Raw genomic sequence first — 25,471 nt, 5'->3', positions numbered from 1 at the left:
CTTTTGAGAAGCCGCCACGGGTAACGTTGCGGCTTCTTTTTTTACCGCTCTTGGCTCATGCCTTTGATGCCAAGTTGGGGAAAAGGTGCTAGCCCTTCGAGCATATGCACCACCGCCCCCGCACTGCGGCGTGCCACTTCGACCTCGCCCCATTATGCGCGAGCGTGGTATATCAACGGTAGACACTCCGCGTTGCTAACTACATCGGTGACCATTGCAAGATGGAGCAAATTATTGCGCATCTCAAACAAGCTCACACTACCGGGTATCAACGTGATTTTCTTCACGCTGCAAACATATCGATGACTGTTCAGGATTGTTCAGCGCTTTTTAAGGCTATACACTCGAGTCACATCGCATATATGAGGGAACAAAATGCGTGTTTATGATCTCGCTAAATCGGTTTACGATGGAGTGATTACTATTCCTGCCGATGTGTACTTTGGGCTTGAACGAAGCTTTGAAGATTTGAATCTCACTGCCGGCGGGATCCTCTATCAAAACCGGAATCGTGCTGAAGATGACCGATTTTTGAAGGGACTGACTCAGGTTGCCAAAAAGCCCAATGTCCTGTTCGACATGATAAAATTTATTGTTAATGATGTTCTAGAAAAACTCCCGGAGCCCGCAGTAAAGAAAATCCTTGAGGGTGTAACCTTATCGGGATCGACTTATATTTCAAAGACGCAGGCGCAAGCTATTGTCAGCTATGCTATCGCGAGCCGGGTAATCAAAGGAACCTCTCTATCATCATTTGTTTCCAGATTTGCACGAATCAATACCATCGCTCTGATTTCTGCTGTAATGGTCCAGGGCACAATAGCACGTGCGGCGCGTTCATCTCGTAACCTTCTGAATGAAAACCCGAAACTGTATTACGAGCTGAAGAAAAGGAACTGGGATATGCTCTATTTTCTTGCCGAGAGCTCGCTGGATAAATTTCTGCTACTTGATCGTCTCTACCACAAAGATCGAGCCACCTTTGAGAAGGTTATCCATGAAATTGAAAGCCTTTAATCTGCTGCCATCCTGGCCATATGGCATAATCAGATTCATCATCTGGATGCTGACACTCAATGGGGTACTGTTCTCGATTGTCTGGTTTTACGATCGGGGCTTTCTAACTTTTATCGTTCCCTTTTGCGTATTTGTTGTGGGCTGCATCCTTTATAGTCTTTTGCCAGATAATACCCAAAAAAGCGCAGACAAATAGCCCACCATTATGTTCATAATGTCGATGGTAAGGAGTGATTATCCGCTCCTTAAACGCTGGCAATAAAACGGCCTTCATAAGAGAGAGCCGTTTTCCAACCCAGCTTCACTTTCCCCGCCTCAAGTTCAGCGCTAGTAGTGAGGCGGGTACTCAGCAGTGCTATCGCGCAAGCAAGGCAGACGTTCCAGTTAACCTTTATATTTGCATTCCACACTGCAGCTTTGCTGGCCCTGATGTTTTTAATCGCGGAAGTTCTTGAACTGGAACGGCTGCCCCAGATCCGCGCCGCGCACCAGCGCCATCACGCTTTGCAGGTCGTCGCGCGATTTACCGGTCACGCGCACTTCATCCCCCTGGATTTGCACCTGCACCTTCAGCTTGCTGTCTTTAATCAGCTTGACGATTTTCTTCGCCTGGGTGGTTTCGATCCCCTGCTTCAGCTTGGCTTCCACGCTGTAGGTTTTGCCGCTGTGGGTCATTTCTTCCGGGATCTCCAGCGCGCTGCCTTCGATATTGCGCTTGCTCAGCTTTTCACGCAGGATATCCAGCAGTTGCTGCACCTGAAAATCGGACTCACTGGCGACCTTGATGCTTTCGTTTTTCTCGTTCAGCTCAAAGCTGGCCGGCACGTTGCGAAAATCCCAGCGGGTGCTGAGATCGCGCGTAGCGTTCTCAACGGCGTTACGTACTTCCTGCATATCAATTTCGGAAACGATGTCGAAAGATGGCATACTTCTTCCTCCTGAATGAGTGCCTAATAGCTTAGGCGATTTTGATGCCGAGCATGATAACCGCTTTACCCTTCCAGGCAAAATCTGCTGAATGCACGGAGGGATAACGCCCAGGGCGGCGGGAAAGCCTATAGTTAAATGACGGTAATTGAGCGGTATTCCCGTGTACCCAAGGAGACTGGATGAAAATAACTGTTCTTGGTTGCGGCGCGCTCGGGCAACTGTGGCTCTCCCGGCTGTATCAGCAGGGCCACGACGTACAGGGATGGTTAAGGGTGCCCCAGCCCTTCTGCGCGGTGAACGTCATTGAGCCGGAAGGCGCCTCGTTCAACCGCAATTTACCCACCAACGATCCCGAACACCTGGCGCAAAGCGAACTGCTGCTGGTTACGCTGAAAGCCTGGCAGGTTTCCGGCGCAGTCAGCGCGCTGCTGCCGAAGCTGAACCCCCGCTGCGCCATTCTGCTGCTGCATAACGGCATGGGCACCCAGGATGAACTGCCGCCCAACGGCCAGCCGATCCTGCAGGGCACCACCACCCATGCGGCGCGCCACGACGGCAGCACCATCGTCCACGTGGCCGGCGGCACCACCCATATCGGCCCTACCTCACCGGCGGCGCAGCATCTCAGCCATCTGGCGGAGGTGCTGCATCAGGCGCTGCCGGACGTCGCCTGGCACAACAACATCGCCTCGGCCAACTGGCGCAAACTGGCGGTCAACTGCGTGATCAACCCGCTGACGGCGCTGTACGATTGCCGCAACGGCGATCTGCAGCGCTATCCGCAGCAAATTGAAGCCATTTGCCGCGAAGTCTCCAGCGTGATGGAGATGGAGGGTTACCACACCTCCTGCGAAGGGCTGATGCAGTACGTGATGGAAGTGATCCAAAGCACCGCAGACAACGTATCGTCGATGCTGCAGGATATCCGCAGCCAGCGGCACACCGAAATCGACTATATTACCGGCTACCTGCTGCGGCGCGCACGCAGCCACGGCGTCACCCTGCCGGAAAATGCGCGGCTGTTTGAACTGATTAAGCGAAAGGAAAATGAATATGAGCGTATCGGCGCTGGTCTGCCTGGCACCTGGTAGCGAAGAAACCGAAGCCGTCACCGCCATCGATCTGCTGGTGCGGGCGGGCGTCAAGGTCACCACCGCCAGCGTGGCAGGCGACGGCGATCTGACTATCGTCTGCTCGCGCGGCGTAAAGCTGCTGGCCGACGCACCGCTGGTGTCTATCGTCGACGATCCGTTCGACGCCATCGTGCTGCCTGGCGGCCTGCAGGGGGCGGAATGCTTCCGCGACAGCCCGCTGCTGGTCGAGAAGGTGCGCCAAATGCACCTGCAGGGCAACATCGTCGCCGCCATTTGCGCGGCACCGGCGCTGGTGTTGCAGCATCACGATTTGTTCCCGATCGGGAATATGACCGGCTTCCCGGGGCTGAAGGATAAAATCCCGGCGGACAAATGGATAGAACGGCGGGTGGTGTATGACCCGCGCGTCAACCTGCTCACCAGCCAGGGGCCGGGAACCGCCATGGAATTTGCGCTAAAACTGATCGACCTGCTGCTCGGCAAGGCCAAAGCGGCGGAAATTGCCGCACAGCTGGTGCTGATCCCGGGGATGTACGACTATCGCGACGAGGCATAACCCCATCCCGCGGCCTGTCACGCCAGCGGGCCGAGGCTGAGAACCCCGGCTGCAATTCAAAACCTTACCTGGCTGGAAAACCCCACAATTCCCCGATCCGCCGGCAATTGAGCCGGCTTCTCCAGCGGCGCGCCAACGAATAGGTCAGCGGAAAGAGCGCCCCTGAGCGCCTGTAGGCCAATCACCCCGCCCGCCAGCCGCCCGCCGTCCTCCCCCTGTCTGCTCAGTTGCCCGTAATCCAGGCCCACATAGGGCTGCAGCGCACCGGCATCCAGCAGCCAGGTGTTGCGCCAATAGCCTCCGCTGCTGCCAATCAGCTTATAGTCGCCGCGAAATCCTCTTACCGTCGAACGGTCGCCAATAAAAGATTTATCCTGGATTGGCGGCGCAGCGTGCGCCACCTGGCCCGACAGCTCGCCAAGATAGCGCAGGCGGCCTCCCGCCATGCTGAAGGGTTTTAAAATACTGGCGCCGAACTTCAGCATATTTTCCGCCCGCTCGCCGCTCCCGGTGATGATGTCGGCAGAAAGGGCAATCTGATCGCTATCTCTATACCGCAGATGACTGATCCCCCATTTCATATTCGTCAGTCTTGCCCGCTGCAACTCGATTTCGGTGTCATTCAGGTAATAACGGTATACCCGCTGCAATAGCTGCGCGCTCAGTGCGGTTCTTTGGCTGCTGCTGCGAGACAGGGTGTAGCCGGCCTGCCCTCCCCAGTAGGCGGAGCGCCCCTGATAACGGTACGCCGTGGCGTTGCCGTTGATGGTTTGATGATAACGGCTGTCGCCGGCGAACAGGTTAACGCTCCAGAAGCCAAAGGGCAGGCTGTAGTAGAGCGCACGGCTTTCATTGCCCTTACGCGATGAGGTGAAGACGCTGCGCGCCATCGACGCATAAAACACGTCATTCAGCGCGCTCGGGTTATCCAGGTATAGCGCCCCTCCTGCCTGATAGCGGCCGGTTGAGCGCGCTCCGCTGTCGTCCATCCACGCCGCCATGCGCCAATACTTGTCCTGCCGGCGATAAATTTCGATGTCGCTCTCACCCGGCGCGCTGCCGGGCGTGATGCGAATGTCGCTGACGACATCGGGAATTAAGCCGATATTTTCCAGGCCCTGCTCTATTTGCCGCAGGTTGAGCACGTCGCCGGGGGCGAGCGGAAAGGTGAAAGCGGGGTGAAAGCGCGGGCTGCTGCCCGCCGACAGCCTGAGTTGCCCCACCCGTCCGTAATGGACCGCAACGACTAAGGTTTCCGCGTTGCGCCCGTCCACGGCCAGCGACAGCCGGGAGGTAATGTAGCCGCGCGCAATCAGCTCGTTTTGCAGTTTTCTTTGCAAACGCGCCAGCCCGTTGGCGCCAATGCAGTGGCCACGGGCGCTCTGCGCGACAGCATTCAAAAACGCTGGCGTTGACGGCGCCAATTCAACGGTGCCGATGGCCCCGCATGGGGTTTCCGCAATAAACAGCCCGTCATCCGCGGGCGTTGCCGCCTGCGGCACCAAGGCCGGGCGCAGGATCGGCAACAGTTTGCGCTGCGCCTCACTGATGAGGCTTTCCTGAGCGACGCTTTCTTTGGGTAGCAGCGCGGCCGCTGAGCCAGCGTGACCGCCGCAGCTGATTAACAGCCCGCAGCAAAGAATAAAAAAATCCCTTTTCATGCCCACTTATCCTTCCCCCCGCGCCATGGCGGAGGGATATTCCCGCCGCTCCGCCGGGCTATTCCATAAACCCGGCGGAGCGGCACACCTTTATCAGTGCACAGGCTTTTTGATGGCCTTGCCGTTATGCGTCACCACCCCGGTGGAGGAAACCATCGAGCCGGGATTGCTGAAAAGCAGCCCGCGGCTGCTGATGTCGCCGGCGGCCTCGACTTCCCCGCGATTATAGAGACGTACGCTATTGAAACCGACCGAGGAAGAGCGCGAGACGATGCGGCCAAAATTGTCGATAGAAGATCCCTGGATGTTGACGTCATCCTGCGCCGCAAGGGTGCCGTTGGAGAAATTCAACACGTTCGCGCTGTTGATATGCAGCGCGCCCCCCGACTGAACCTGCCCGCCGTTGTTCAGGCTGGTGGTCAGGATGCTCAGCCCGCCGTTTTCAGTGCGAATGCCGCCGAGATTGCTCAACTGGGTGGCGCTGAGCTGCAGCCCCTGCCCAGCCTGAATCTGGCCGATGTTGTTAACGCTGGCGGCCATGAGCCGCAGGCTCCCCTTTGCGGTTTGGACGCTGCCGGAATTGTTCAGCTGCGTGGTGCTGAGCTGCATATCGCGCTCGGCACGGATTTCCGCGCCGTTGTTAAGGCTGTTGCTTCGCAGCGCCATCGCGCCGTTCTCTGCCCGCAGGCTGCCGGTGTTGTTCAACAGGATCGCGTCGATGGCAACGTCATTGTTCGCCTGTACCCGCCCATTGTTCTGCAGCAGGCCGGTGCTGATGCCCAATTGCCCTGTTGAAGCAATGTCTCCATGGTTGACCAGCGCATCCGCAGCGATAGCGACACCGCCCTGCTGCGCCTGAATATGGCCGCGGTTGACCAAGCCGACGGGAACCAGCGCGCCTGTGGAATTGATGCCCACGCCGTTCTCCGTGGCGACCAGCTTAATCTTGCCGGCATACATCCCGCCCAGTTCAGCAACATCAATCAATACATCTGGTTTATCTTTAGAAAATGCGGCTGGGTTTATTTGCGTTAAATCGGCGGAAATGTTTTTTTTCCCGGCGGATACCAGCAAGGACTCGGCATGCACAGAGGCGCTGATAGTCTCAGTGCGGGCCAGGATAGCGGTATAGTCGACGTCCCCCTTTTTCATGCCCTGGCCTTCAACCAGGATATTTCCCTGTTCAACCTTGTAGCCGCTAAAAGCGCCATTTTTAAACTGCAGCTCCCCGGTGGTTAATACGCCATTGCGCGCATTGATAAAGCCGCAGCCGTTGCAGGTAATGCCGGCCTTATTGGCAATCACCACGTCGGCGCGCTGGCCCGCCACCTCAACCAAACCGTTAAGCACGCTCTTATTAGATGAGTTGACCTCATTCAAAATAACCGCTGCGCCGCGGCCGCCAAGCTGATTATTGCCGGCCACCTTCCCGGCCAGGGCGGTATGGCTCTCCGTGGCGCTATTATTCAGGATGGCGCCCTGAGTCCCCACATCAAACTGCGAATAGCGGTTATGCGATACGCCGTCTGCGCCAGGCGCGTTGATATTGACGACCGGCACCTGATTGACGCTGTCGGGCGTCCCGTTTTGCGGAACGATTTCGGCCATCACCAGAGCGCTGTGCCCCCACAGCACCAGCATCGAGAATAAAAGCCTTGTTTTGTTTAATTGCATTAGATATTTCCTTTATTGATACTATCCATTTTATTTATCCATATTGGCCATTCATTATTTAAATAAATACAATTACCGCGTATTCTTGGCCATACGAATAAATTAACAACAAAACTCGTCGCCATAAAATAGAACGACGAATATTAATGTTATGGCAGTTGTCGCCTTATTAAAAGATATATTAACAACAATAATAAAATACGCTGTCACATGAACGGGCAGGGTTAACTCATTTGAAATTAGAATATATAAAGCTATTTATATTAATCAGCAATCGGGGAGCAAAATAACGCAGCGGGCGGGTGGCGTTAACGGGCTAAACGGAGAAGCTTAATGGCGGGCCGGCGTCAGATAACGCCGGGCCCGGTCGTTTGCGCTTAAGGCCGATAGACCTTCACGTTGCTGTAGCCCTGCTCGATCAGATACAGCGCCTGCAGGCGGCTCATCACGCCGCGCTCGCAGTACAGCAGGTAGGTCTTGCTTTGATCCAGGTCGCCAAACTGGGTGCTGAGCTTATAGAACGGCAGCGGTTTGACTTCCACCTGCTCCAGCTTCAGCGGTTTGTCTTCCTGTTCATCGTTCGAGCGGATATCGAGGATCACTTCGTCGGCGCCAAACTGCGCCACGGTTTCCACTTCGGCCACCTGCTCCTGCGCCTGTTCGGCGATGGTGCGGATGTCGACGTTCTTCGCTTCGCTGACCACCCGGTCAAGAATGGCGAAATCGAAATGACTTTCTTCTTCTTCGATTTTGGCTTTGATGGCCTTCACCGTCGGGCTTTTCGAAATCACGCCGCAGTATTCAGGCATGGTTTTGGCGAAGTCTTCGGTGCCGATCTCGCGCGCCACCTTAATGATGTGCTCTTTGTCGTGAGAAATCAGCGGCCGCAGGATCAGGGTGTCGGACGCGTTGTCGATCAGGCGCAGGTTGGTCAGCGTCTGGCTGGATACCTGCCCCAGCGCCTCGCCGGTCACCAGCGCCTGCACGCCGTAGCGTTCGGCCACCTGGGAAGCGGCGCGCACCATCATGCGTTTGAGCACCACGCCCATCTGGCCGTCGTCGACTTTCTCCAGGATCTCGCCCACCACCGGCTCGAAGTCGATGGCGACGAAACGCACCTTGTGCGAACTGGCAAAGCGGTTCCACAGGTAGTGAGCCACCTGCTTGACGCCGATCTCATGCGCCGCACCGCCCAGGTTGAAGAAGCAGAAATGCACGCGGCAACCGCGGCGCATCAGCATGTAGCTGGACACGCCGGAGTCAAAGCCGCCGGAAATCAGCGACAGCACGTCTTCCTGGGTGCCGACCGGGTAGCCGCCGATGCCCTCGCGGCGCGCCTTGACCAGCATCAGCTTGTCGTCTTCGATCTCCAGGTTCACCGTGACCTGCGGCCGAGAAAGATTCACCCGCGCGCTTTCGATATGCTGGTTCAGCCCACCGCCGACGTAGCGCTCCACGTCCTGCGAGTTGAACGCCTGCTTGCCGCGGCGTTTAACCCGCACGCAGAAGGTTTTCCCTTCCAGCTGTTCGCGGTAAGCTTCCAGCGTCTGTTCGAAGATGTGGTGGATATCGGTATAAGCGCGGTCTTCCACTTCCAGAATATGGTGGATGCCGGGAATGCGCGTCAGCGCGTCGGCAATCACCGGCCGTTGATTTTCATCTTTGGCGCGAACTTCGATATGATCCCAGTGACGGACAACCGCCAGCGTTTCATCATACTGCTTCAGGACGTTGCGAATATTGGTCGAGAGGATCTTGATAAAGCGCAAGCGCACAGATTGGCTCTTGATGGTGATTTCCGGGAACAATTTAATGATAAACTTCATGGCGGTCTTTGTTGTCAGATAAGAATTACGGCGCGGAGTATATCACCATATCGCCGGGCTCTGCGCACAAAACCATACAAGCGCGCCATGATTTGCTAATCAAGATCCGCTAGGATAGGCTCTGGCGCCACTGTTCACATGATGATGTAAAAAGAAAATTATGCCGAAAAAACCAGCACAATCAGACAGTACAGAGCAAAATGTCAGCTTCGAAAGCTCCCTCAGCGAACTGGAAAGCATCGTCACGCGTCTGGAATCAGGTGAATTGCCGCTGGAAGACGCGCTGAACGAATTCGAACGCGGCGTACAGCTGGCGCGCCAGGGCCAGCAAAAGCTGCAGCAGGCGGAACAGCGCGTGCAAATATTACTGAACGACAGCGCCGAAGATGCGCCGCTGGCGCCTTTCACCCCGGATGCCGAGTAACCGCCATGTCTGAGATCGCCTCATCCGCCGCCTTTGCCGATCAGCTGCAGGCTTTCCGCCAGCGCGCCGATCGCACGCTGTTGGATTTTATCGCCCCCCTGCCGTTCAACGACGGCAACATGGTGGCGGCGATGCGCCACGGCGCGCTGCTGGGCGGCAAACGCCTGCGGCCGTTCCTGGTCTACACTACCGGGCAAATGTTTGGCGTGGCGCTGAATAATCTGGATGCGCCGGCCGCCGCGGTGGAGTGCATCCACGCCTACTCGCTGATCCATGACGATCTGCCGGCGATGGACGACGACGATCTGCGCCGCGGCCAGCCAACCTGCCATATCAAATTCGGCGAAGCCAACGCGATCCTGGCCGGCGATGCGCTGCAGACCCTGGCCTTTACCATTTTGGCCGACGCCGAGATGCCCGACGTAGCGCTGCGCGATCGGCTGGCCATGGTGTCCGAATTGGCGACCGCCAGCGGCGTCGCCGGCATGTGCGGCGGCCAGTCGTTGGATTTGGAAGCCGAAGGCAAGCAAATCAATTTGGAAGCGCTGGAGCAGATCCACCGTCACAAAACCGGCGCGTTGATCCGCGCGGCTATCCGCCTCGGCGCCCTCGCCGCCGGTGAACCAGGCCGGGCGGCGCTGCCGCAGCTGGATCGCTATGCCGCTGCTGTCGGCCTGGCGTTTCAGGTGCAGGATGACATTCTGGACGTTGTCGGCGAAACAGAAAAAATCGGAAAACGCCAGGGAGCGGACCAACAACACGGAAAGAGCACCTATCCTGCTTTGCTCGGGCTTGACAGCGCGAAGGCAAAAGCGTGGGATCTCTATCAGGAAGCATTAGCTGCATTAGACATATTGGCAGCGGAATCTTATAACACAGCGCCATTGCGAGCGTTAGCCAGCTTCATTATTGAACGCGACAATTAACGTGTGACGTTATACCCAATAGATTTCACGCTGCAGCCAACACCGATGCGGCATGAAAGGTAAGGGTAAAATCCTCTGATACGAGTATCGAATGAGTCTTGATATAGCCAAATACCCGACCTTGGCGCTAGTGGAAAATCCTGAAGAACTCCGCTCGCTGCCGAAAGAGAGCCTGCCGAAGCTGTGTGACGAACTGCGGCAATACCTGCTGGACAGCGTCAGCCGTTCCAGCGGCCACTTCGCCTCCGGGCTGGGTACCGTCGAACTGACGGTGGCGTTGCACTACGTCTACAATACGCCGTTCGATCATCTGGTATGGGACGTTGGCCACCAGGCCTACCCGCACAAAATTCTGACCGGCCGCCGCGATCGCATCGCCACCATCCGCCAGAAAGACGGCCTGCACCCTTTCCCGTGGCGCGACGAAAGCGAATTCGACGTGCTGTCGGTTGGCCATTCGTCGACCTCAATCAGCGCCGGCCTCGGCATGGCGGTGGCGGCGGAGCGTGAAGGCAAAGGCCGCCGCACGGTGTGCGTGATTGGCGACGGCGCCATCACCGCCGGCATGGCCTTCGAAGCGATGAATCACGCCGGGGATATCAATCCGGATATGCTGGTGGTGCTGAACGACAACGAAATGTCGATCTCAGAAAACGTCGGCGCGCTGAACAACCATCTGGCGCAGCTGCTGTCCGGCAAGCTCTACTCCACGCTGCGCGAAGGCGGCAAAAAAGTGCTGTCCGGGCTGCCGCCCATCAAAGAGCTGGTGAAACGCACCGAAGAACATCTGAAAGGCATGGTGGTACCCGGCACGCTGTTCGAAGAGTTGGGCTTCAACTATATCGGCCCGGTCGACGGCCACGACGTGCAGGGGCTGGCGGCCACGCTGAAAAACATGCGCGACCTGAAAGGCCCGCAGCTGTTGCACATCATGACCAAGAAAGGCCGCGGCTACGCGCCGGCGGAAAAGGATCCGATCAGCTTCCACGCAGTGCCGAAATTCGATCCTGCCAGCGGCACGCTGCCGAAGAGCGCCGGCGGCCTGCCGAGCTATTCGAAAATCTTCGGCGACTGGCTGTGTGAAACCGCCGCCAAAGACAGCATGCTGATGGCCATCACGCCGGCGATGCGCGAAGGCTCCGGCATGGTGCAGTTCTCGCGCGAATACCCGCAGCAATATTTTGACGTGGCGATAGCCGAACAGCATGCGGTGACCTTCGCCGCCGGGCTGGCGATCGGCGGCTACAAGCCGGTGGTGGCTATCTACTCCACCTTCCTGCAGCGCGCCTACGACCAGGTGATCCACGATGTGGCAATCCAAAAGCTGCCGGTATTGTTCGCCATCGACCGCGGCGGCATCGTCGGCGCCGATGGCCAAACCCACCAGGGCGCCTTCGATCTGTCGTTCTTGCGCTGCATCCCGACCCTGGTGATCATGACGCCAAGCGACGAGAACGAGTGCCGCCAGATGCTGTACACCGGTTATCACTACGGCGAGGGGCCAAGCGCGGTTCGCTACCCGCGCGGCACCGGCACCGGCGCTACGCTGGCGCCGCTCGCGGCGTTGCCGATAGGTAAAGGCATCGTGCGCCGAGAAGGCGAGAAAATCGCTATCCTCAACTTCGGCACCCTGCTGCCGGAGGCCGCGAAAGCGGCGGAGGCGCTCAACGCCACGCTGGTGGACATGCGCTTCGTCAAACCGCTGGACGAGCAATTGGTGCTGGAGATGGCCGTCGGCCACGAGGTGCTGGTGACGCTGGAAGAGAACGCCATCATGGGCGGCGCCGGCAGCGGCGTTAACGAGCTGCTGATGGCCAAACGTCGCCCGGTGCCGGTGCTGAATATCGGCCTGCCGGACAGCTTTGTTTCCCAGGGCAGCCAGGAAGAAGTCCGCGCCGAGCTGGGGCTGGACGCCGCCGGCATTCAGCGCAGTATCGAAAACTGGCTGGCGCAGTAATTTCCGCCCTTGCCTGACCAACGCCTCCGCTTGCGGGGGCGTTTTTGTTTCCGGCGCGCTACAGTTAATGTCTGAGCAGCGAATCGGAGGCAAGCATGAAGTACTTGAAACTGGGCAACACCGATCTTAACGTTTCACGCATCTGCCTGGGTTGTATGACCTATGGCGAACCCCATCGCGGTAACCACGCCTGGACGCTGCCGGAGGAGAGCAGCCGGCCGCTGCTGAAGCAGGCGCTGGAGGCGGGCATCAACTTTTTCGACACCGCCAACAGTTATTCCGACGGCAGCAGCGAAGAGATCGTCGGCCGGGCGCTGCGCGACTTTGCGCGCCGCGATGAGGTGGTGATCGCCACCAAGGTCTATTTTCCGCTGAGCAACCTGGAGCGCGGCCTGTCACGCGCTAAAATCATGCAGTCCATCGACGACAGTCTGCGCCGTTTGGGCACCGACTATGTCGATCTGCTGCAAATCCACCGGTGGGACTATGAAACGCCGCTGGAGGAAACGCTGGAAGCGCTGCACGACGTGGTCAAGGCCGGCAAGGCGCGCCATATCGGCGCTTCTTCTATGTATGCCTGGCAGTTCGCCAAGGCGCTGTATACCGCCGATCTGCACGGCTGGACGCGCTTTGTCAGCATGCAGGATCAGTACAACCTGATCCAGCGCGAAGAAGAACGCGAAATGCACCCGCTGTGCGCCGCCGAAGGCATTGCGGTGCTGCCCTGGAGCCCGTTGGCGCGCGGCAGGCTGACCCGCCCCTGGGGAGAAACCACGGCGCGCACGGTGTCCGATCAGGTCGGTAAAAATCTGTACGATGAAACCGCAGGCATCGACGGCATCATCGCCGAACGCGTGGCCAGCCTCGCTGAAGAGCGCGGCGTGTCGCGGGCGCAGATCGCCCTGGCCTGGCTGTTGAGCAAACCGGCTGTCAGCGCGCCCATCGTTGGCGCATCGCGCAGCGAACAGCTGGCCGACGCCATTGCCGCCGTCGATCTGAGCCTGACGCCGCAAGAAGTGGCCGAGCTGGAGACGGCCTATGTGCCGCATCATGTAACGGGGTTTGAATGACGAAGCGAGGGCGCGGCATGCCGCGCCCTGCAATCAGAACAGACCGATAGGCCAGTAATGGCCAATCAGATAGATGATGCCGGCGGACAACACCCCGGCGACGATGTCGTCCACCATGATGCCCATGCCGCCGTGCACGTTGCGATCGAACCAGCGGATCGGCCAGGGCTTCCAGATATCCAGAATGCGGAAAATCACAAAGCCGGCGGCTACCCATTGCCAATCGTTGACCGGCAGCGCCATCAGCGTGATCCACATGCCGACAAACTCGTCCCAGACGATGCTGCCGTGATCGTGCACCCGCATGTCTTTGGCGGTCTGATGGCACAGATACACACCGATGCAGATGCTAAACATCACCAGTAGCGAGTAGAGCTGCCAGGGCAGTTGGATCAGCAGCAACCAGACCGGAATTGCCGCCAGCGACCCCATGGTGCCCGGCATAACCGGCGACAAACCGCTGCCGAAGCCGGTAGCCAGCAGATGCCACGGATTACTCATCCGCAGGCGGCGTTTGGCTTCATCCATGCTTGCTCTGCTCCGCGCTGAAATGATCGAACCCTTTCCACGCCAGCTCCACCGCCTCATCGTTGCGGTAGAATTTGATGCCTTCCGACAGCGGACCAATCTGGCCGATACAGGTGTAATCCGCCCCGAGATGGCTCAACGCCACTTCCAGCGCGCCGCGGTTGATTTCCGGCACGGTGAAGCACAGCTCGTAATCTTCGCCGCCGGTCAATGCCCAGCGCAACGCCTGTTCGGCATCTACCTGGCTGCTCAGCGCCTGCGACAGCGGCAGCTCATCCAGATCGATGCGCGCGCCGCATTCGCTGGCCTTCAGCACGTGCTTCAGGTCGGAGATCAGGCCGTCGGAGATGTCGATCGCCGAGCTGGCCAAATCTCGCAACGCCTGGCCCTGCAATACCCGCGGCTGCGGCCGCAGGTGGCGGCCAATCAGGTAATCCCGCGCCTGCGCATCGGCAACCTGCAAACGACGCTGAATCACCGCCAGCCCGGCCGCGCTGTCGCCCAGCGTGCCGGTCACGTAGATCCAGTCGCCGATGCGCGCGCCGCTGCGGGTCAAAGCCCGCCCGGCCGGGATCAGCCCCTGGATGGTCAACGTCATGCTGAGCGGGCCGCGCGTGGTGTCGCCGCCAATCAGCTGCATGCCGTAGTAATTAAGCTGCTCGAACAGGCTGTCGCTGAAGGCCTTCAGCCAGGTTTCGTTCACTTCAGGCAGGGTAAGGGCCAGCGAAAGCCAGGCCGGATCGGCGCCCATCGCCGCCAGATCGCTCAGATTTACCGCCAGCGCCTTGTAGCCGAGATCGGCCGGATCGATATCCGGCAGGAAATGAACGCCAGAAACCAGGGTATCGGTACTGACGGCCAAAAGTTGTTTTTCTGCCACTGTCAACAGTGCGCAGTCATCTCCAATGCCCAACTGTACGTCCCGGCGTACGCTCTTAAACCGGTCAAAATAGCGGGCAATGAGGTCAAATTCGCCGCATGCCATGGTCGATATTCCAATAGAAGAAATTAAGGCCGGGGATACCGGCCTTAATTTTTATTTTTTCTTGCGAATGGTGGGTGCCACTTTATCCAGCACGCCGTTCACAAACTTGTGGCTGTCTTCAGCGCCGAAGGTTTTCGCCAGCTCGATCGCTTCGTTGATAGCCACTTTGTAAGGGACATCCTCACGCATTTTCAGCTCAAACAGCGCAATGCGCAGAACCGCACGCTCCACCTGGCCCAGCTCATCGAGCTGGCGCGACAGGTAGGGAGCCATCAGCTCATCCAACATACCTGCATTCACCGCCGCGCCGGACAGCAACTCGCGAAAATAGGCGACGTCAACATCTTTGACATCCTGCTCCGTCAGGAACTGGTGTTCAACATCGGCAATGTCATTTTTAGACAACTGCCAAGAGTAAAGCGCTTGAACAGCGCACTCACGAGCGCGGCGACGAGCAGCAGGTTTCACGGAATTCCCCTTAACTAAATTCAGGCTTTAATAGCTTTGATAACATTAATCATTTCAAGTGCGGTCAGAGCAGCTTCAGCGCCCTTGTTGCCCGCTTTGGTGCCGGCACGTTCGATAGCCTGTTCGATGCTTTCGGTGGTCAGCACGCCAAAGGCAACCGGGATTTCGGTGTTCAGTGAAACGCTACCGATGCCGGAGCTGGCTTCGCCCGCCACATATTCGAAGTGCGCGGTGCCCCCACGGATAACGGTGCCCAGTGCGATAACCGCGTCGTATTTGCCGGTGTTGGCCAGTACGCGCGCAGTCAGCGGCAGCTCGTAAGCGCCCGGGACCCAGACAACGGTGATGTTGTCGTCAGCAACCTGGCCAATACGCTTCAGCGCGTCGATGGCGCCTTGCAGCAGGCTGTCGTTGATGAAATTGTTAAAACGTGCAATTGCGATCGCCACACGGGCATTTGGAGTAGCAACAACACCTTCGATAACTTTCATGGGCTTTCCTTAAAAATGGGTTCAGTACCCCGCAGGGGGGCGGATTCTATCATATTCTTTATACCCATCATACTTGAAGCTGCATCTGTGTTGGCTGCGCCGCTTACCCGAATCACTAACTCGAGCAAGCTCTGCGGGATAAGCCCCCCTGCCGCCGGGATGCAACTTCAATTATTCAGGGTACCTCCACCTGTGCGGGCGTTTTTTTAAAACGGCAACCGGACCGACACGCAGAGGTGACATTCAGTGTTTGGCCCGCAGGCGCAGACGCAGATCGGGGCCGACCTGCCGCACTTCGCTGAAGACAAACTCAGGGGCGTCAGCCAGTTGCTCAAGCCCCGGCAGATGGCACAGGCCACGGCCATTATCGCCCAACAGTTTTGGCGCGATGTACAAAATGAGCTCATCCACCAACCCGGCCTGCAGCAGCGCGCCGGCCAGCGTTGCGCCCGCCTCGACCCAGATCGAATTCACCTGACGTTTCGCCAGCTGCATCATCATCACCACCAGATCGACGCCGCCGCCGTGCGCCGGGAAGGCCAGCTGCTCCACCTCCGGCGGCCACACCTGCTCGTCCGGCTGCAGGCGCGCCAGCCAGGTGGCGCCAGGCTGCTGCGTCACCCGGTGCTGCGGCGTTACCCGATTTTGGCTGTCGAGGATAATGCGCAGCGGCTGGCGCAGATTCTCATGCGGATAAACGCGCTGCGTTTCGGCGTCCAGCTCCTCCCAGCGCACCGTCAGCGACGGATTGTCCGCCAGCACCGTGGCACTGGTGCTGAGAATGGCGGCGCTTTGCGCCCGCAGGCGCTGCACGTCTTGCCGCGCCTCGGGCGAGGTGATCCACTGGCTCTCTCCCGAAGCCATCGCCGTGCGGCCGTCCAGCGACGCGCCCAGCTTCAGCTGCACATAGGGAAAACCGGTGCGCATGCGCTTCAGGAAGCCCAGGTTCACCGCTTCGGCCTCGGCCAGCATCAGGCCATGACGCACCTCCACACCGGCCTGCTGCAGCTTGTATAGCCCCCGCCCCGCGACCTGCGGGTTGGGATCCTGCATCGCCGCGACCACCCGGCTCACGCCGGCGGCCACCAGCGCATCGGCGCACGGCGGCGTGCGGCCATGGTGGCTGCAGGGTTCGAGCGTAACGTAAGCGGTGGCGCCGCGCGCCTTCTCACCCGCCATACGCAGCGCATGTACTTCCGCATGGGGCTCACCGGCGCGAAGATGATAGCCTTCTCCGACGATTTCGCCATCGCGCACGATAACGCAGCCGACGTTCGGATTAGGCGCGGTGGTAAAGCGCCCCAGCCGCGCCAGCTCAAAGGCGCGCGCCATGTAAAATTCGTCGTTATGCATGAAAGATCCTTTAGTCCTGCAAACGGGCGATCTCTTCGCCGAATTCGCGGATGTCTTCAAAGCTGCGGTAAACCGACGCGAAGCGAATATAGGCAACCTTATCCAGCTTTTTCAGCGCGTCCATCACCAGGTTACCCACCAGCTTGGTCGGCACTTCCCGCTCGCCGGTCGCGCGCAGCTGAGATTTGATATGGTTGATGGCGTTTTCCACGTCGTCGGAGCTTACCGGGCGCTTTTCCAGCGCTTTCAGCATGCCACGGCGCATTTTGTCTTCGTTGAAGGGTTCGCGTACCTCATCGCTTTTTATCACCCGCGGCATCACCAGCTCGGCCACTTCGAAGGTGGTGAAGCGTTCGTTACACACCAGGCACTGACGGCGACGGCGCACCTGCGAGCCATCGCCCACCAGGCGGGAATCAATTACTTTGGTATCAACGGCGGCGCAGAAAGGGCAATGCATAACACGTCCTGATAAACGTTTTCATAGATAAGAGCAGTTTAACCCGAAGTGCACCCACAACAAAGGCCGCGGGCCATTTGTTGCGATCGGCTGCGCTGAACGGGCCGCCGGCATGACTTTCGCCGCCAGCCGGACTAAGCTGATAACAGGAGACATTGAATAGGAAATCGCCGCCATGACAACCAGTTATCCAAAAGTCTGCCTGCTCGCCGCCGCCGTTCTGCTGGCGGGCTGCGCGCAGGATCCTGAGGTGCCGACGCTGCGCCATCAGGTGGTCGAGTTAAGCCAGAAAGTGAACCGGCTGACCAATCAGGCCGCTGCGCTGGAGCAGCAGAATCAGCTCAATCAGCGTTCCGACAGCGGCGTTTATTTGCTGCCGGCGGCCAATACCGCCGCCCGCTTGCAGAGCAGCCTCGGCGAGCTGAGCGTGTCGCTGAGCAACATCAGGAGCGAGGCCAACGGCACCCAGGCGCAGCTGCACCTGCGCATTCTCTCCCAGGCCACGCTGCCGGCCTTTAAAGCGGTGGTGGACTGGGGCCAGCTGGACGCCGCCACCGGCAAACCGCTGGAAGCCGAAGCTCTGTCACAACCGATCGCCAGCGCCGATTCGCTGCTACCGAAATCCGGGCAAACGTTCGAGCTGCGTTTCAGCGGCCTGACGCCGGATCAACTCGGTTTCGTCCGCCTGCACAGCGTAGTGCCAACCGCCCAGCCGGCGGTGGTGCAGCAAAACTGAGACGCAGGCAAAAAAAAGGAGCGCCAATCGGCGCTCCTTATTATTTGGCGGTGTATCGCCGGGTTTACGGCAGAATCGAAGGCTGATCTGCGCCCTCTTTTTCCACTTTCTGCTGCAGCATGTGCTCGCGTTTCATACCCAGCTTCAACGCCAGCGCGGACGCGACGTAGATGGAGGACACGGTACCGATCGACACGCCGATCAGCATCGCCAGCGAAAAGCCTTGCAGCATCGCGCCGCCGAAGATGTACAGCATCAGTACCACCATCAGGGTGGTGCCGGAGGTCATCAGCGTACGGCTCAGCGTTTGGGTCAGCGACACGTTCATGATTTCGTAAGGCGTGCCGCGACGGATCTTGCGGAAGTTCTCACGAATACGGTCGGAAACCACGATGCTGTCGTTCAGCGAGTAACCGATAACCGACATCAGTGAAGCGACGATGGTCAGGTCAATCTCGATGCGAAACAGCGACAACACGCCCATGGTGATGATCACGTCGTGCGCCAGCGCGATAACCGCCCCCAGCGCCAGGCGCCATTCGAAGCGGAAACCCACGTAGATCAGAATACAGATCAACGCCACCAGCAGCGCCATGCCGCCGGTTTGCGCCAGTTCGCTGCCCACGCTCGGGCCGACGAACTCGATGCGCTTCACGGTGGCGTTTTTGTCCACCGCGTCGTTGATCACGCCGATCACCTTATTGCCCAGTTCCTGGCCTGCGGTGCCGGTCGCCGGTGGCATACGCACCATGACGTCGCGGCTGCTGCCGAAGTTCTGGATAACCGGGTCCTGGAACCCGGCTTTTTCCAGCGTATCGCGCATCAGGTCGAGGTTGGCCGGTTTTTCCAGGTTGATTTCAATTACCGTACCGCCGGTAAAATCCAGACCCCAGTTAAACCCGCGCACCGACATGGTGGCGATTGACGCGACCAACAGCAGCAATGAGATGCCGAAGGCCACGTAATCCCAGCGCATAAAGTCGTAGACTTTACGGCCGTAGTTGAGTTGCTCAACAGTATAATCCTGTGCCACAACGCACTCCTCAGATAGACAGCTTGTTAATGCGTTTGCCGCCGTAAAGCAGGTTGACGATGGCACGGGTACCGACAATCGCGGTGAACATGGACGTCGCCACACCGATTGCGGTGGTAATCGCAAAGCCTTTGATCGAACCGGTGCCCACTGCGTACAGAATGATCGCGGTGATCAGCGTGGTAATATTGGCGTCGACGATACTGGAGAACGCGCCTTTATAGCCCTCATGGATAGCCTGCTGAACGGAACGTCCGTTCTTCAGCTCTTCCTTGATACGTTCGTTTATCAGTACGTTGGCGTCTACCGCCACCGCCAGCGTCAGCACGATACCGGCAATACCCGGCATGGTCAGCGTCGCCCCCGGCAGCAGGGACATCACGCCGACGATCAGCACCAGGTTGGCGACCAGCGCCGTGGTGGCGATCATGCCGAACTTGCGGTACCAAACCACCATGAAGACGATGGATGCCACCAGGCCCCACAGGCAGGCTTCCAGACCTTGGGTAATGTTCTGTTGCCCCAGGGTTGGGCCGATGGTGCGTTCTTCAACGATCTGAATAGGCGCAATCAGCGCACCGGCGCGCAGCAGCAGCGAAAGCTGGCGCGCTTCGTTCGGGTTGCCGATGCCGGTGATGCGGAAGCTGTTGCCCAGACGCGACTGAATGTTCGCCACGTTGATCACTTCTTCCTGCTTCACCAGAACCGCACGGCCGTTGGCGTCTTTCTTGCCGCTGTCCTTGTACTCCACGAACAGGGTCGCCATCGGTTTGCCGATGTTGTCCTTGGTGAAGTTGGACATCGCGGTGCCGCCGGCGCTGTCCAGCGAGATGTTAACCTGCGGCTGGTTGTACTCGTCGGTGCTCGAGGTGGAGTCGGTGATGTGGTCACCGGTCAGGATCACGCGTTTGTACAGCACGACCGGCTGGCCATCACGGGTGTTTTTCACCTCGGAATCGCCCGGTACGCGGCCATTGGCTGCGGCGGTTGTGTCCGCGTTGGTGTTCACCAGACGGAATTCCAGGGTCGCGGTGGCGCCCAGAATTTCTTTGGCGCGCGCGGTATCCTGGATGCCCGGCAGCTCAACCACGATGCGGTCGGAGCCCTGACGCTGCACCAGCGGTTCGGCGACGCCAAGCTGGTTCACGCGGTTACGCAGGATAGTGATGTTCTGCTGCACCGCGTATTCGCGCGCTTCGCTCAAGCGAGCGTCCGTCAGGCTGGCCTTCATGGTGTTGCTGCCATTGGCGGAAAGCACCAGATCGCGCTGGCGCGGGCCAATGTAGCTGATGGCCTGATCGCGGGCGGCATCGTCACGGAAGCGAACTTCCACGCCGCTGTTGTCCAGCTTGCGGATAGACGCGTAAGGAATGCCCTTCTCGCGCAGCTCGCTGCGCAGGGTGTCCATGGTCTGTTCCTGCAGCTTGCTCAGCGCGGTGTCCATGTCGACTTCCATCAGGAAGTGCACGCCGCCACGCAGGTCAAGGCCGAGTTTCATCGGTTCGGCGCCCAGCATCGCCAGCCAGGCCGGCGTGGCCGGGGCCAGGTTCAGCGCAACGACGAATTTGTCACCCAGCTCCGCCATCAGGGCCTCACGGGCGCGCAGCTGAACGTCGGGATCTTTAAAGCGAGCCAGGATGGCGCCGTTTTCCAACGCAATCGACTTGCTCGCAATATGGTCTTTTTCTAATACGGTACGGACCTGGTCCAGCGTAGTTTCACTGGCGGCGACGCCGCGCGCGCCAGTGATTTGTACGGCCGGATCCTCACCGTAGATGTTGGGAAGCGCATAAAGCAGACCGATGAGGATCACCACGATCAACATCAGATACTTCCACAAAGGATAACGGTTTAGCACGGCAATTCCCTTAGGGAAAAAAAATTACAGGGCCTTCATGGTACCTTTCGGCAGAACGGCCGCCACGAAGTCACGCTTGATCATCACTTCCGTGGTGTCGTTCAGCGCAATGGCGATGATGCCGGTGTCGGCCACTTTGGTCACGCGGCCAATCAGGCCACCGGTGGTCAGCACTTCGTCGCCCTTGCCGATGGAGTCCATCAGTTTTTTATGATCTTTAGCGCGTTTTTGCTGTGGACGCAGGATCATGAAATAGAAGATCAGGCCGAACACAACCAGCATAATGATCAGAGAGTACGGGCTTCCCTGAGCCGGAGCCCCTGCGGATGCGACGGCGTCAGAAATGAAAAAGCTCATTGAAATTCCCTCATTAAGTTATCAATTATTAGATCAAGCATTTCTACCCTTCATCTTTCAAACTGCAGCGGTGTTGGCTTCCCTCTTTCGCCCTAGGCGCTTGGCAATGCAAGCCCCCGGAGATCCATGCGGTCGCCGCCTGGCCGCACCTTGAAATCTATTGGGTATTTAAAGGTGGAATCGGCTTGCCGATCCGACCGTAGAAATCCGCAACAAACAGCTCTAATTTACCCTCTTCAATAGCCTGGCGTAAACCCGCCATCAGGCGTTGGTAGTGGCGCAGGTTATGAATAGTGTTCAGTCGGGCACCCAGTATTTCGTTGCAACGATCGAGATGATGCAAGTAGGCGCGGCTGTAATTGCGACAGGTGTAGCAATCACAGTCTTTATCCAGCGGAGAAGTATCATCCTTGTGCTTGGCATTACGGATTTTTACCACACCGTCAGTCACGAACAGATGGCCGTTGCGGGCGTTGCGCGTCGGCATGACGCAGTCGAACATATCGATGCCGCGACGCACGCCTTCCACCAGATCTTCCGGCTTGCCGACGCCCATCAGATAGCGTGGCTTATCTTCCGGAATTTGCGGGCAAACATGCTCGAGAATGCGATGCATATCCTCTTTTGGCTCGCCTACAGCCAAGCCGCCAACAGCGTAACCATCAAAGCCGATATCCACCAGCCCTTTTACTGAAACATCACGTAAATCTTCGTAAACACCGCCCTGAATAATGCCGAACAACGCATTTTTATTATTCAGTTCGTCGAAGCGCTGGCGGCTGCGCTGCGCCCAGCGCAGCGACATTTCCATCGAACGCTTGGCGTAGTCCCAGTCGGCCGGGTACGGCGTGCACTCGTCGAAGATCATCACGATGTCGGAACCCAGGTCATACTGGATTTCCATCGATTTTTCCGGGCTCAGGAACACCTTGTCGCCGTTGATCGGGTTGCGGAAATACACGCCTTCCTCTTTGATCTTGCGCATCGCCCCCAGGCTGAACACCTGGAAGCCGCCGGAATCGGTGAGGATCGGGCCGTGCCACTGCATGAAGTCGTGCAGGTCGCCGTGCAGCTTCATGATCTCCTGGCCCGGGCGCAGCCACAGGTGGAAGGTGTTGCCCAGCAGGATTTGCGCGCCGGTCTCTTTTACTTCTTCCGGCGTCATGCCCTTGACCGTGCCGTAGGTGCCGACCGGCATAAAGGCCGGGGTCTCCACAACGCCGCGATCGAAGATCAGGCGGCCGCGGCGAGCGCGGCCATCGGTAGTGTCTAATTCGTACTTCACAAAGCCTCCAGCACCAGATAAACAGTCTGATGATATACAAAGGGTGCGTATTCTAAACTAACAGCCAAAGCCGCACCACAAGCCAGTCGCTACAAAGTGCGTTTGCTGATTTTTGCCTTTCATTGTTGGTTTGTGTCAGCGTTTTGGCACAAATCTGTCACACCTCCCGCCTCAATTTCTCACCACCAGCTACCATTACTCCACGACCATCCCCGGAGTGACACAATGGGCAGCATCAAATCCCAAAGTTAAATAGCCGGGTTCCGTCCCAGCGATTCGTTACAGAGTCAGTAGATATTTCGGAACTGATTTATGTTGCGCCTCGCTGAGAGGTCCGGCATAGATTAGCGCATAGACAACCTCGGACAGCGACGCAGTCATGCCATCGTATTTAGAGCCGAGCAGCATCGTTCTTTCTGCAGTTATCGTTGATATCCCGCCCGCTGCTGAGAATGAAATGTTGTCTGTGCCGGGGTTATAAACACTCAGTGTTGCCCCTGTGGGGTTAATCTGAATGCTAAAGCCAACGCCGGCCCCCACTGCCGTGCCAGCCGGTATATTCTGCGTTGTATCTGCTAGTACCGCCGTCCCCGAGCTGTTTGTTACACTGATAAACAGACGAATGATTGTGTCAGTGTACATAATCGCAATACCGGTATTATTTGCGCCGAGAAAATTCCCAAACACCCAGCGCTGTGCAGTGTCCGCTGGTTTTTTAATTAGAAACGCAGCAGACCACGGAATGGCAGGGTTTAATTTCGTGTCTAAATAGCCATCACGCCCTAAAAGACAGCTATTTTCCTGCCTGATTACACTGCCAATTTCGTACGCGGGGAATGCCAAATCCGCCTGATTTGCACGGATGTTGTTCCCGCTGCGTTTTAAATTATATGCGCCCAGCATCGTGATCGGCCCAGGCTGAGCGCTGAACGTATCAGGAATTTCAAAATCGCTGAGTTGTTTATATGTACCGGCTGGCAATACTGTGTCTAAAAACAGTGATGAGATGGTCATTTGATATACGCCTTATATTGGTCGTTAGTTAAATACCGGGCACCCAGCCCATTAAGATGCCACGCGTCACGAAACATGCCCATCTGCCCGCTTGAGACGGAATAACTTTTTGGGAAATTCTCATATCCTGAATAATGTTCACAGCCAAATTCAATAGCCAAGTCTGCGTTTGCATTATCGTATGCCGAGAGCTGAGGATTGCCCGTAGCGTTCATTTGCGGCTCTGTAACAAGACAAATCCCGATTGTTGGCGTTGCTGCACGATACGCATTAACGATGGCCCTGATGCCATTTTTATATTCTGCAACACCACGACTGCGGCGAAAATCATTTGTACAGCAGATGATAAATAGCACGTCGATATCCAGGTCTTTAACTACCGGGGTAATCCACGACGTGAACCGCGTATAGTCATCAGCTATAGCACCATTATGCCCCAGCTTATGTACAGTAAAGCCTGAATTGGCAGGCGACCACGCATTAACACCGAAAATAGATACTGTCCCGGTGTTCGTTGTCGTTGTGATTCGTATCGTGTGAGCAGAGCCAGAAGAAAGCCCGGACACTGAGTATTTCCCTGTGCTATCACTGCCGTTTCCCGTCAATGTGACGGGCGCAGAGCCATCGATTGAAATCTCAAAACTTGCTGATTTATTCCAGAAATACAGATCGATGTTTGTCCCTCGCAGGCCGGTTATCTGCGCCACACCCGTTGTTGTCACGCACGTATATGATTTCCCGTTCGGGCCGACGCCGAATTGAGGGGGATTAGCCCCATGGCTCTCGCTATCTGAATACTGTTGAGTGAAATTAGTCAGCGATGCAACAGTGTTATTCATTCGCTGTGCCGACGCCGGGTTGAAATCAGCGTAGCCCTGGTCTCCGGCTGTCATACCTCCGGCAGTCATCACGTTTTGCAGCGCAATAGGAATGTCGTTTAAATCCGTCCATGAATTCCCCGTATACGCATAAACTAATTTGCTCGGTGTTCCTGTGTCTCCCCTTGCCTTCTTCCATTTTTGTTTATGCAGGGCTTCACCCGGCTGGGCACTCGAAACTCCCGAGTGATTTACTATATCTATAACATTCTGACGTAATGACGGGCCGAATTTATTTGCATCAATGGCCCCATCATCCGACCATAACAGAACGTTACCATCACGGTCATATGCGACAGGGAAATAATCTGGAGAGAATACGCCTTGTTTTAGAAATCCTTTGACAAAGTCGTTGATGAATGACCAAAGGACGGGCCCGAATTTATTTGCGTCTAACCCTCCATTATCTGACCACATCAGCACATTACCCGCCCTGTCAAATGCAATAGGAAAATAATCAGGCATGTACAAGCCCTGTCGGATATAAAACTCAATCAGTTGTTTTATCCCGGCATCATTTAATATAACCTTGCCTGTTTTTTCTTGTGCCCCACCTGCGTTTTTATATTGCTCAGCTATGGTCATTTCATCATCAGACCAGATGAAATAAAATGCCCCGTCTGGAATTTCTCCCGATGCAATGGCTGCCGCCGCCTGCTCTTGAGTGTACGTTTTCCCAAGGGGAGATAAATTAGCGATCAACCCTGCATTAGTAAGATGGGAATTTCCCAGTCGATCAACATACGTTTCTTGTTCTGACGTTGCCCACTCATCCAGTTTTGCACCTGCAAATACATGGTCTTGAATTTTTGTACTTGGTACGGGGTCTTGCGTAGGCGTAGGAACTGGAATGCCTAAATAGGTATTAGCCATTATGCTACCTCATGATT

The 25,471-nt window shown here is 57.2% G+C and carries 24 protein-coding genes; 8 read left to right on the top strand and 16 right to left on the bottom strand.

Annotation, left to right across the window (positions count from 1 at the left end; translation table 11 throughout):
- The first annotated feature begins 375 nt into the window (after positions 1-375).
- Positions 376-1,017 carry a hypothetical protein gene (locus KHA73_RS05175; protein ID WP_234589547.1) on the top strand — a complete coding sequence of 214 codons (642 nt, stop codon included), beginning with the start codon at positions 376-378 and terminating at the stop codon, positions 1,015-1,017.
- Between the two features lie 435 nt (positions 1,018-1,452).
- Here the strand turns inward: KHA73_RS05175 and KHA73_RS05170 are convergent, their stop codons facing one another.
- Complete coding sequence (locus KHA73_RS05170; RefSeq protein WP_234589545.1) at positions 1,453-1,944, bottom strand: YajQ family cyclic di-GMP-binding protein; 492 nt, start codon at positions 1,942-1,944, stop codon at positions 1,453-1,455.
- 182 nt (positions 1,945-2,126) lie between these two features.
- Between KHA73_RS05170 and panE the strand changes: the two genes are divergently transcribed.
- Both panE and yajL read left to right on the top strand, forming a co-directional pair.
- Positions 2,127-3,038 (top strand): 2-dehydropantoate 2-reductase, encoded by a 912-nt coding sequence (panE, locus tag KHA73_RS05165; RefSeq protein ID WP_234589543.1) that lies wholly within the window; start codon positions 2,127-2,129, stop codon positions 3,036-3,038.
- A complete protein-coding gene (gene yajL, locus KHA73_RS05160) occupies positions 3,001-3,597 on the top strand; it encodes a protein deglycase YajL (RefSeq protein ID WP_234589542.1) in 597 nt (198 codons plus the stop codon). Before panE ends, yajL begins: the two co-directional genes overlap by 38 nt.
- A 56-nt stretch (positions 3,598-3,653) precedes the next feature.
- On the opposite strand, the gene KHA73_RS05155 is transcribed toward yajL, so the two are convergent.
- The 3 genes from KHA73_RS05155 to thiI all read right to left on the bottom strand — a co-directional run bounded on the left by KHA73_RS05155 (position 3,654) and on the right by thiI (position 8,758).
- Positions 3,654-5,258, bottom strand: a complete 1,605-nt coding sequence (locus tag KHA73_RS05155; protein ID WP_234589540.1) for a ShlB/FhaC/HecB family hemolysin secretion/activation protein — start codon at positions 5,256-5,258, stop codon at positions 3,654-3,656.
- A 93-nt stretch (positions 5,259-5,351) separates the two neighbouring features.
- A complete protein-coding gene (locus tag KHA73_RS05150; protein ID WP_234589539.1) occupies positions 5,352-6,932 on the bottom strand; it encodes a filamentous hemagglutinin N-terminal domain-containing protein in 1,581 nt (526 codons plus the stop codon).
- A 377-nt stretch (positions 6,933-7,309) separates the two neighbouring features.
- Entirely contained in the window at positions 7,310-8,758 is a 1,449-nt protein-coding gene (gene thiI, locus KHA73_RS05145) for a tRNA uracil 4-sulfurtransferase ThiI (protein WP_234589537.1), read from the bottom strand.
- Between the two features lie 160 nt (positions 8,759-8,918).
- Between thiI and xseB the strand changes: the two genes are divergently transcribed.
- The 4 genes from xseB (at position 8,919) to KHA73_RS05125 (ending at position 13,135) form a co-directional block, all read left to right on the top strand.
- A complete protein-coding gene (gene xseB, locus KHA73_RS05140) occupies positions 8,919-9,182 on the top strand; it encodes an exodeoxyribonuclease VII small subunit (RefSeq protein ID WP_061796258.1) in 264 nt (87 codons plus the stop codon).
- Positions 9,183-9,187: 5 nt separating this feature from the next.
- Positions 9,188-10,108: a (2E,6E)-farnesyl diphosphate synthase gene (gene ispA / locus KHA73_RS05135; protein WP_234589535.1), complete on the top strand. Its 921-nt coding sequence runs from the start codon at positions 9,188-9,190 to the stop codon at positions 10,106-10,108.
- A gap of 91 nt (positions 10,109-10,199) precedes the next feature.
- Positions 10,200-12,065, top strand: coding sequence for a 1-deoxy-D-xylulose-5-phosphate synthase (gene dxs, locus KHA73_RS05130; RefSeq protein ID WP_234589533.1), 1,866 nt, complete (start codon positions 10,200-10,202; stop codon positions 12,063-12,065).
- 95 nt (positions 12,066-12,160) lie between these two features.
- A complete protein-coding gene (locus KHA73_RS05125; protein ID WP_234589531.1) occupies positions 12,161-13,135 on the top strand; it encodes an aldo/keto reductase in 975 nt (324 codons plus the stop codon).
- 33 nt (positions 13,136-13,168) lie between these two features.
- Here the strand turns inward: KHA73_RS05125 and pgpA are convergent, their stop codons facing one another.
- From pgpA to nrdR, 6 genes are all read right to left on the bottom strand, one after another.
- Positions 13,169-13,663 carry a phosphatidylglycerophosphatase A gene (gene pgpA, locus KHA73_RS05120; protein WP_234589530.1) on the bottom strand — a complete coding sequence of 165 codons (495 nt, stop codon included), beginning with the start codon at positions 13,661-13,663 and terminating at the stop codon, positions 13,169-13,171.
- Complete coding sequence (gene thiL / locus KHA73_RS05115; protein ID WP_234589528.1) at positions 13,656-14,648, bottom strand: thiamine-phosphate kinase; 993 nt, start codon at positions 14,646-14,648, stop codon at positions 13,656-13,658. Before thiL ends, pgpA begins: the two co-directional genes overlap by 8 nt.
- Before the next feature lie 51 nt (positions 14,649-14,699).
- Positions 14,700-15,116, bottom strand: coding sequence for a transcription antitermination factor NusB (nusB, locus tag KHA73_RS05110; protein ID WP_061796250.1), 417 nt, complete (start codon positions 15,114-15,116; stop codon positions 14,700-14,702).
- Positions 15,117-15,136: 20 nt separating this feature from the next.
- Positions 15,137-15,607, bottom strand: a complete 471-nt coding sequence (gene ribH / locus KHA73_RS05105) for a 6,7-dimethyl-8-ribityllumazine synthase (protein ID WP_234589527.1) — start codon at positions 15,605-15,607, stop codon at positions 15,137-15,139.
- Positions 15,608-15,850: 243 nt separating this feature from the next.
- Positions 15,851-16,960 (bottom strand): bifunctional diaminohydroxyphosphoribosylaminopyrimidine deaminase/5-amino-6-(5-phosphoribosylamino)uracil reductase RibD, encoded by a 1,110-nt coding sequence (gene ribD / locus KHA73_RS05100; protein WP_234589525.1) that lies wholly within the window; start codon positions 16,958-16,960, stop codon positions 15,851-15,853.
- Positions 16,961-16,970: 10 nt separating this feature from the next.
- On the bottom strand, positions 16,971-17,420 hold the full coding sequence (gene nrdR / locus KHA73_RS05095) for a transcriptional regulator NrdR (protein ID WP_234589524.1): 450 nt from the start codon (positions 17,418-17,420) through the stop codon (positions 16,971-16,973).
- A gap of 175 nt (positions 17,421-17,595) precedes the next feature.
- Between nrdR and KHA73_RS05090 the strand changes: the two genes are divergently transcribed.
- Positions 17,596-18,156 carry a SadB/YajI family lipoprotein gene (locus KHA73_RS05090; protein ID WP_234589523.1) on the top strand — a complete coding sequence of 187 codons (561 nt, stop codon included), beginning with the start codon at positions 17,596-17,598 and terminating at the stop codon, positions 18,154-18,156.
- A gap of 64 nt (positions 18,157-18,220) precedes the next feature.
- Here the strand turns inward: KHA73_RS05090 and secF are convergent, their stop codons facing one another.
- The 6 genes from secF to KHA73_RS05060 all read right to left on the bottom strand — a co-directional run bounded on the left by secF (position 18,221) and on the right by KHA73_RS05060 (position 25,454).
- Positions 18,221-19,189, bottom strand: coding sequence for a protein translocase subunit SecF (secF, locus tag KHA73_RS05085; RefSeq protein ID WP_234589522.1), 969 nt, complete (start codon positions 19,187-19,189; stop codon positions 18,221-18,223).
- Positions 19,190-19,199: 10 nt separating this feature from the next.
- Positions 19,200-21,047: a protein translocase subunit SecD gene (gene secD / locus KHA73_RS05080; protein ID WP_234589521.1), complete on the bottom strand. Its 1,848-nt coding sequence runs from the start codon at positions 21,045-21,047 to the stop codon at positions 19,200-19,202.
- A 24-nt stretch (positions 21,048-21,071) separates the two neighbouring features.
- A complete protein-coding gene (gene yajC / locus KHA73_RS05075) occupies positions 21,072-21,404 on the bottom strand; it encodes a preprotein translocase subunit YajC (protein ID WP_004940391.1) in 333 nt (110 codons plus the stop codon).
- Between the two features lie 157 nt (positions 21,405-21,561).
- On the bottom strand, positions 21,562-22,689 hold the full coding sequence (tgt, locus tag KHA73_RS05070) for a tRNA guanosine(34) transglycosylase Tgt (protein WP_234589520.1): 1,128 nt from the start codon (positions 22,687-22,689) through the stop codon (positions 21,562-21,564).
- 279 nt (positions 22,690-22,968) lie between these two features.
- A complete protein-coding gene (locus KHA73_RS05065) occupies positions 22,969-23,703 on the bottom strand; it encodes a hypothetical protein (RefSeq protein ID WP_234589519.1) in 735 nt (244 codons plus the stop codon).
- Complete coding sequence (locus KHA73_RS05060; RefSeq protein ID WP_234589518.1) at positions 23,700-25,454, bottom strand: SGNH/GDSL hydrolase family protein; 1,755 nt, start codon at positions 25,452-25,454, stop codon at positions 23,700-23,702. Before KHA73_RS05060 ends, KHA73_RS05065 begins: the two co-directional genes overlap by 4 nt.
- Positions 25,455-25,471: the final 17 nt, after the last annotated feature.

Origin of the sequence: Serratia entomophila, assembly GCF_021462285.1 — a bacterium.
GTDB classification, from domain to species: Bacteria; Pseudomonadota; Gammaproteobacteria; order Enterobacterales; family Enterobacteriaceae; genus Serratia; species Serratia entomophila.
The sequence above is the reverse complement of the archived record's forward strand: the minus strand, read 5'-3'. Positions and strand labels throughout refer to the sequence as shown.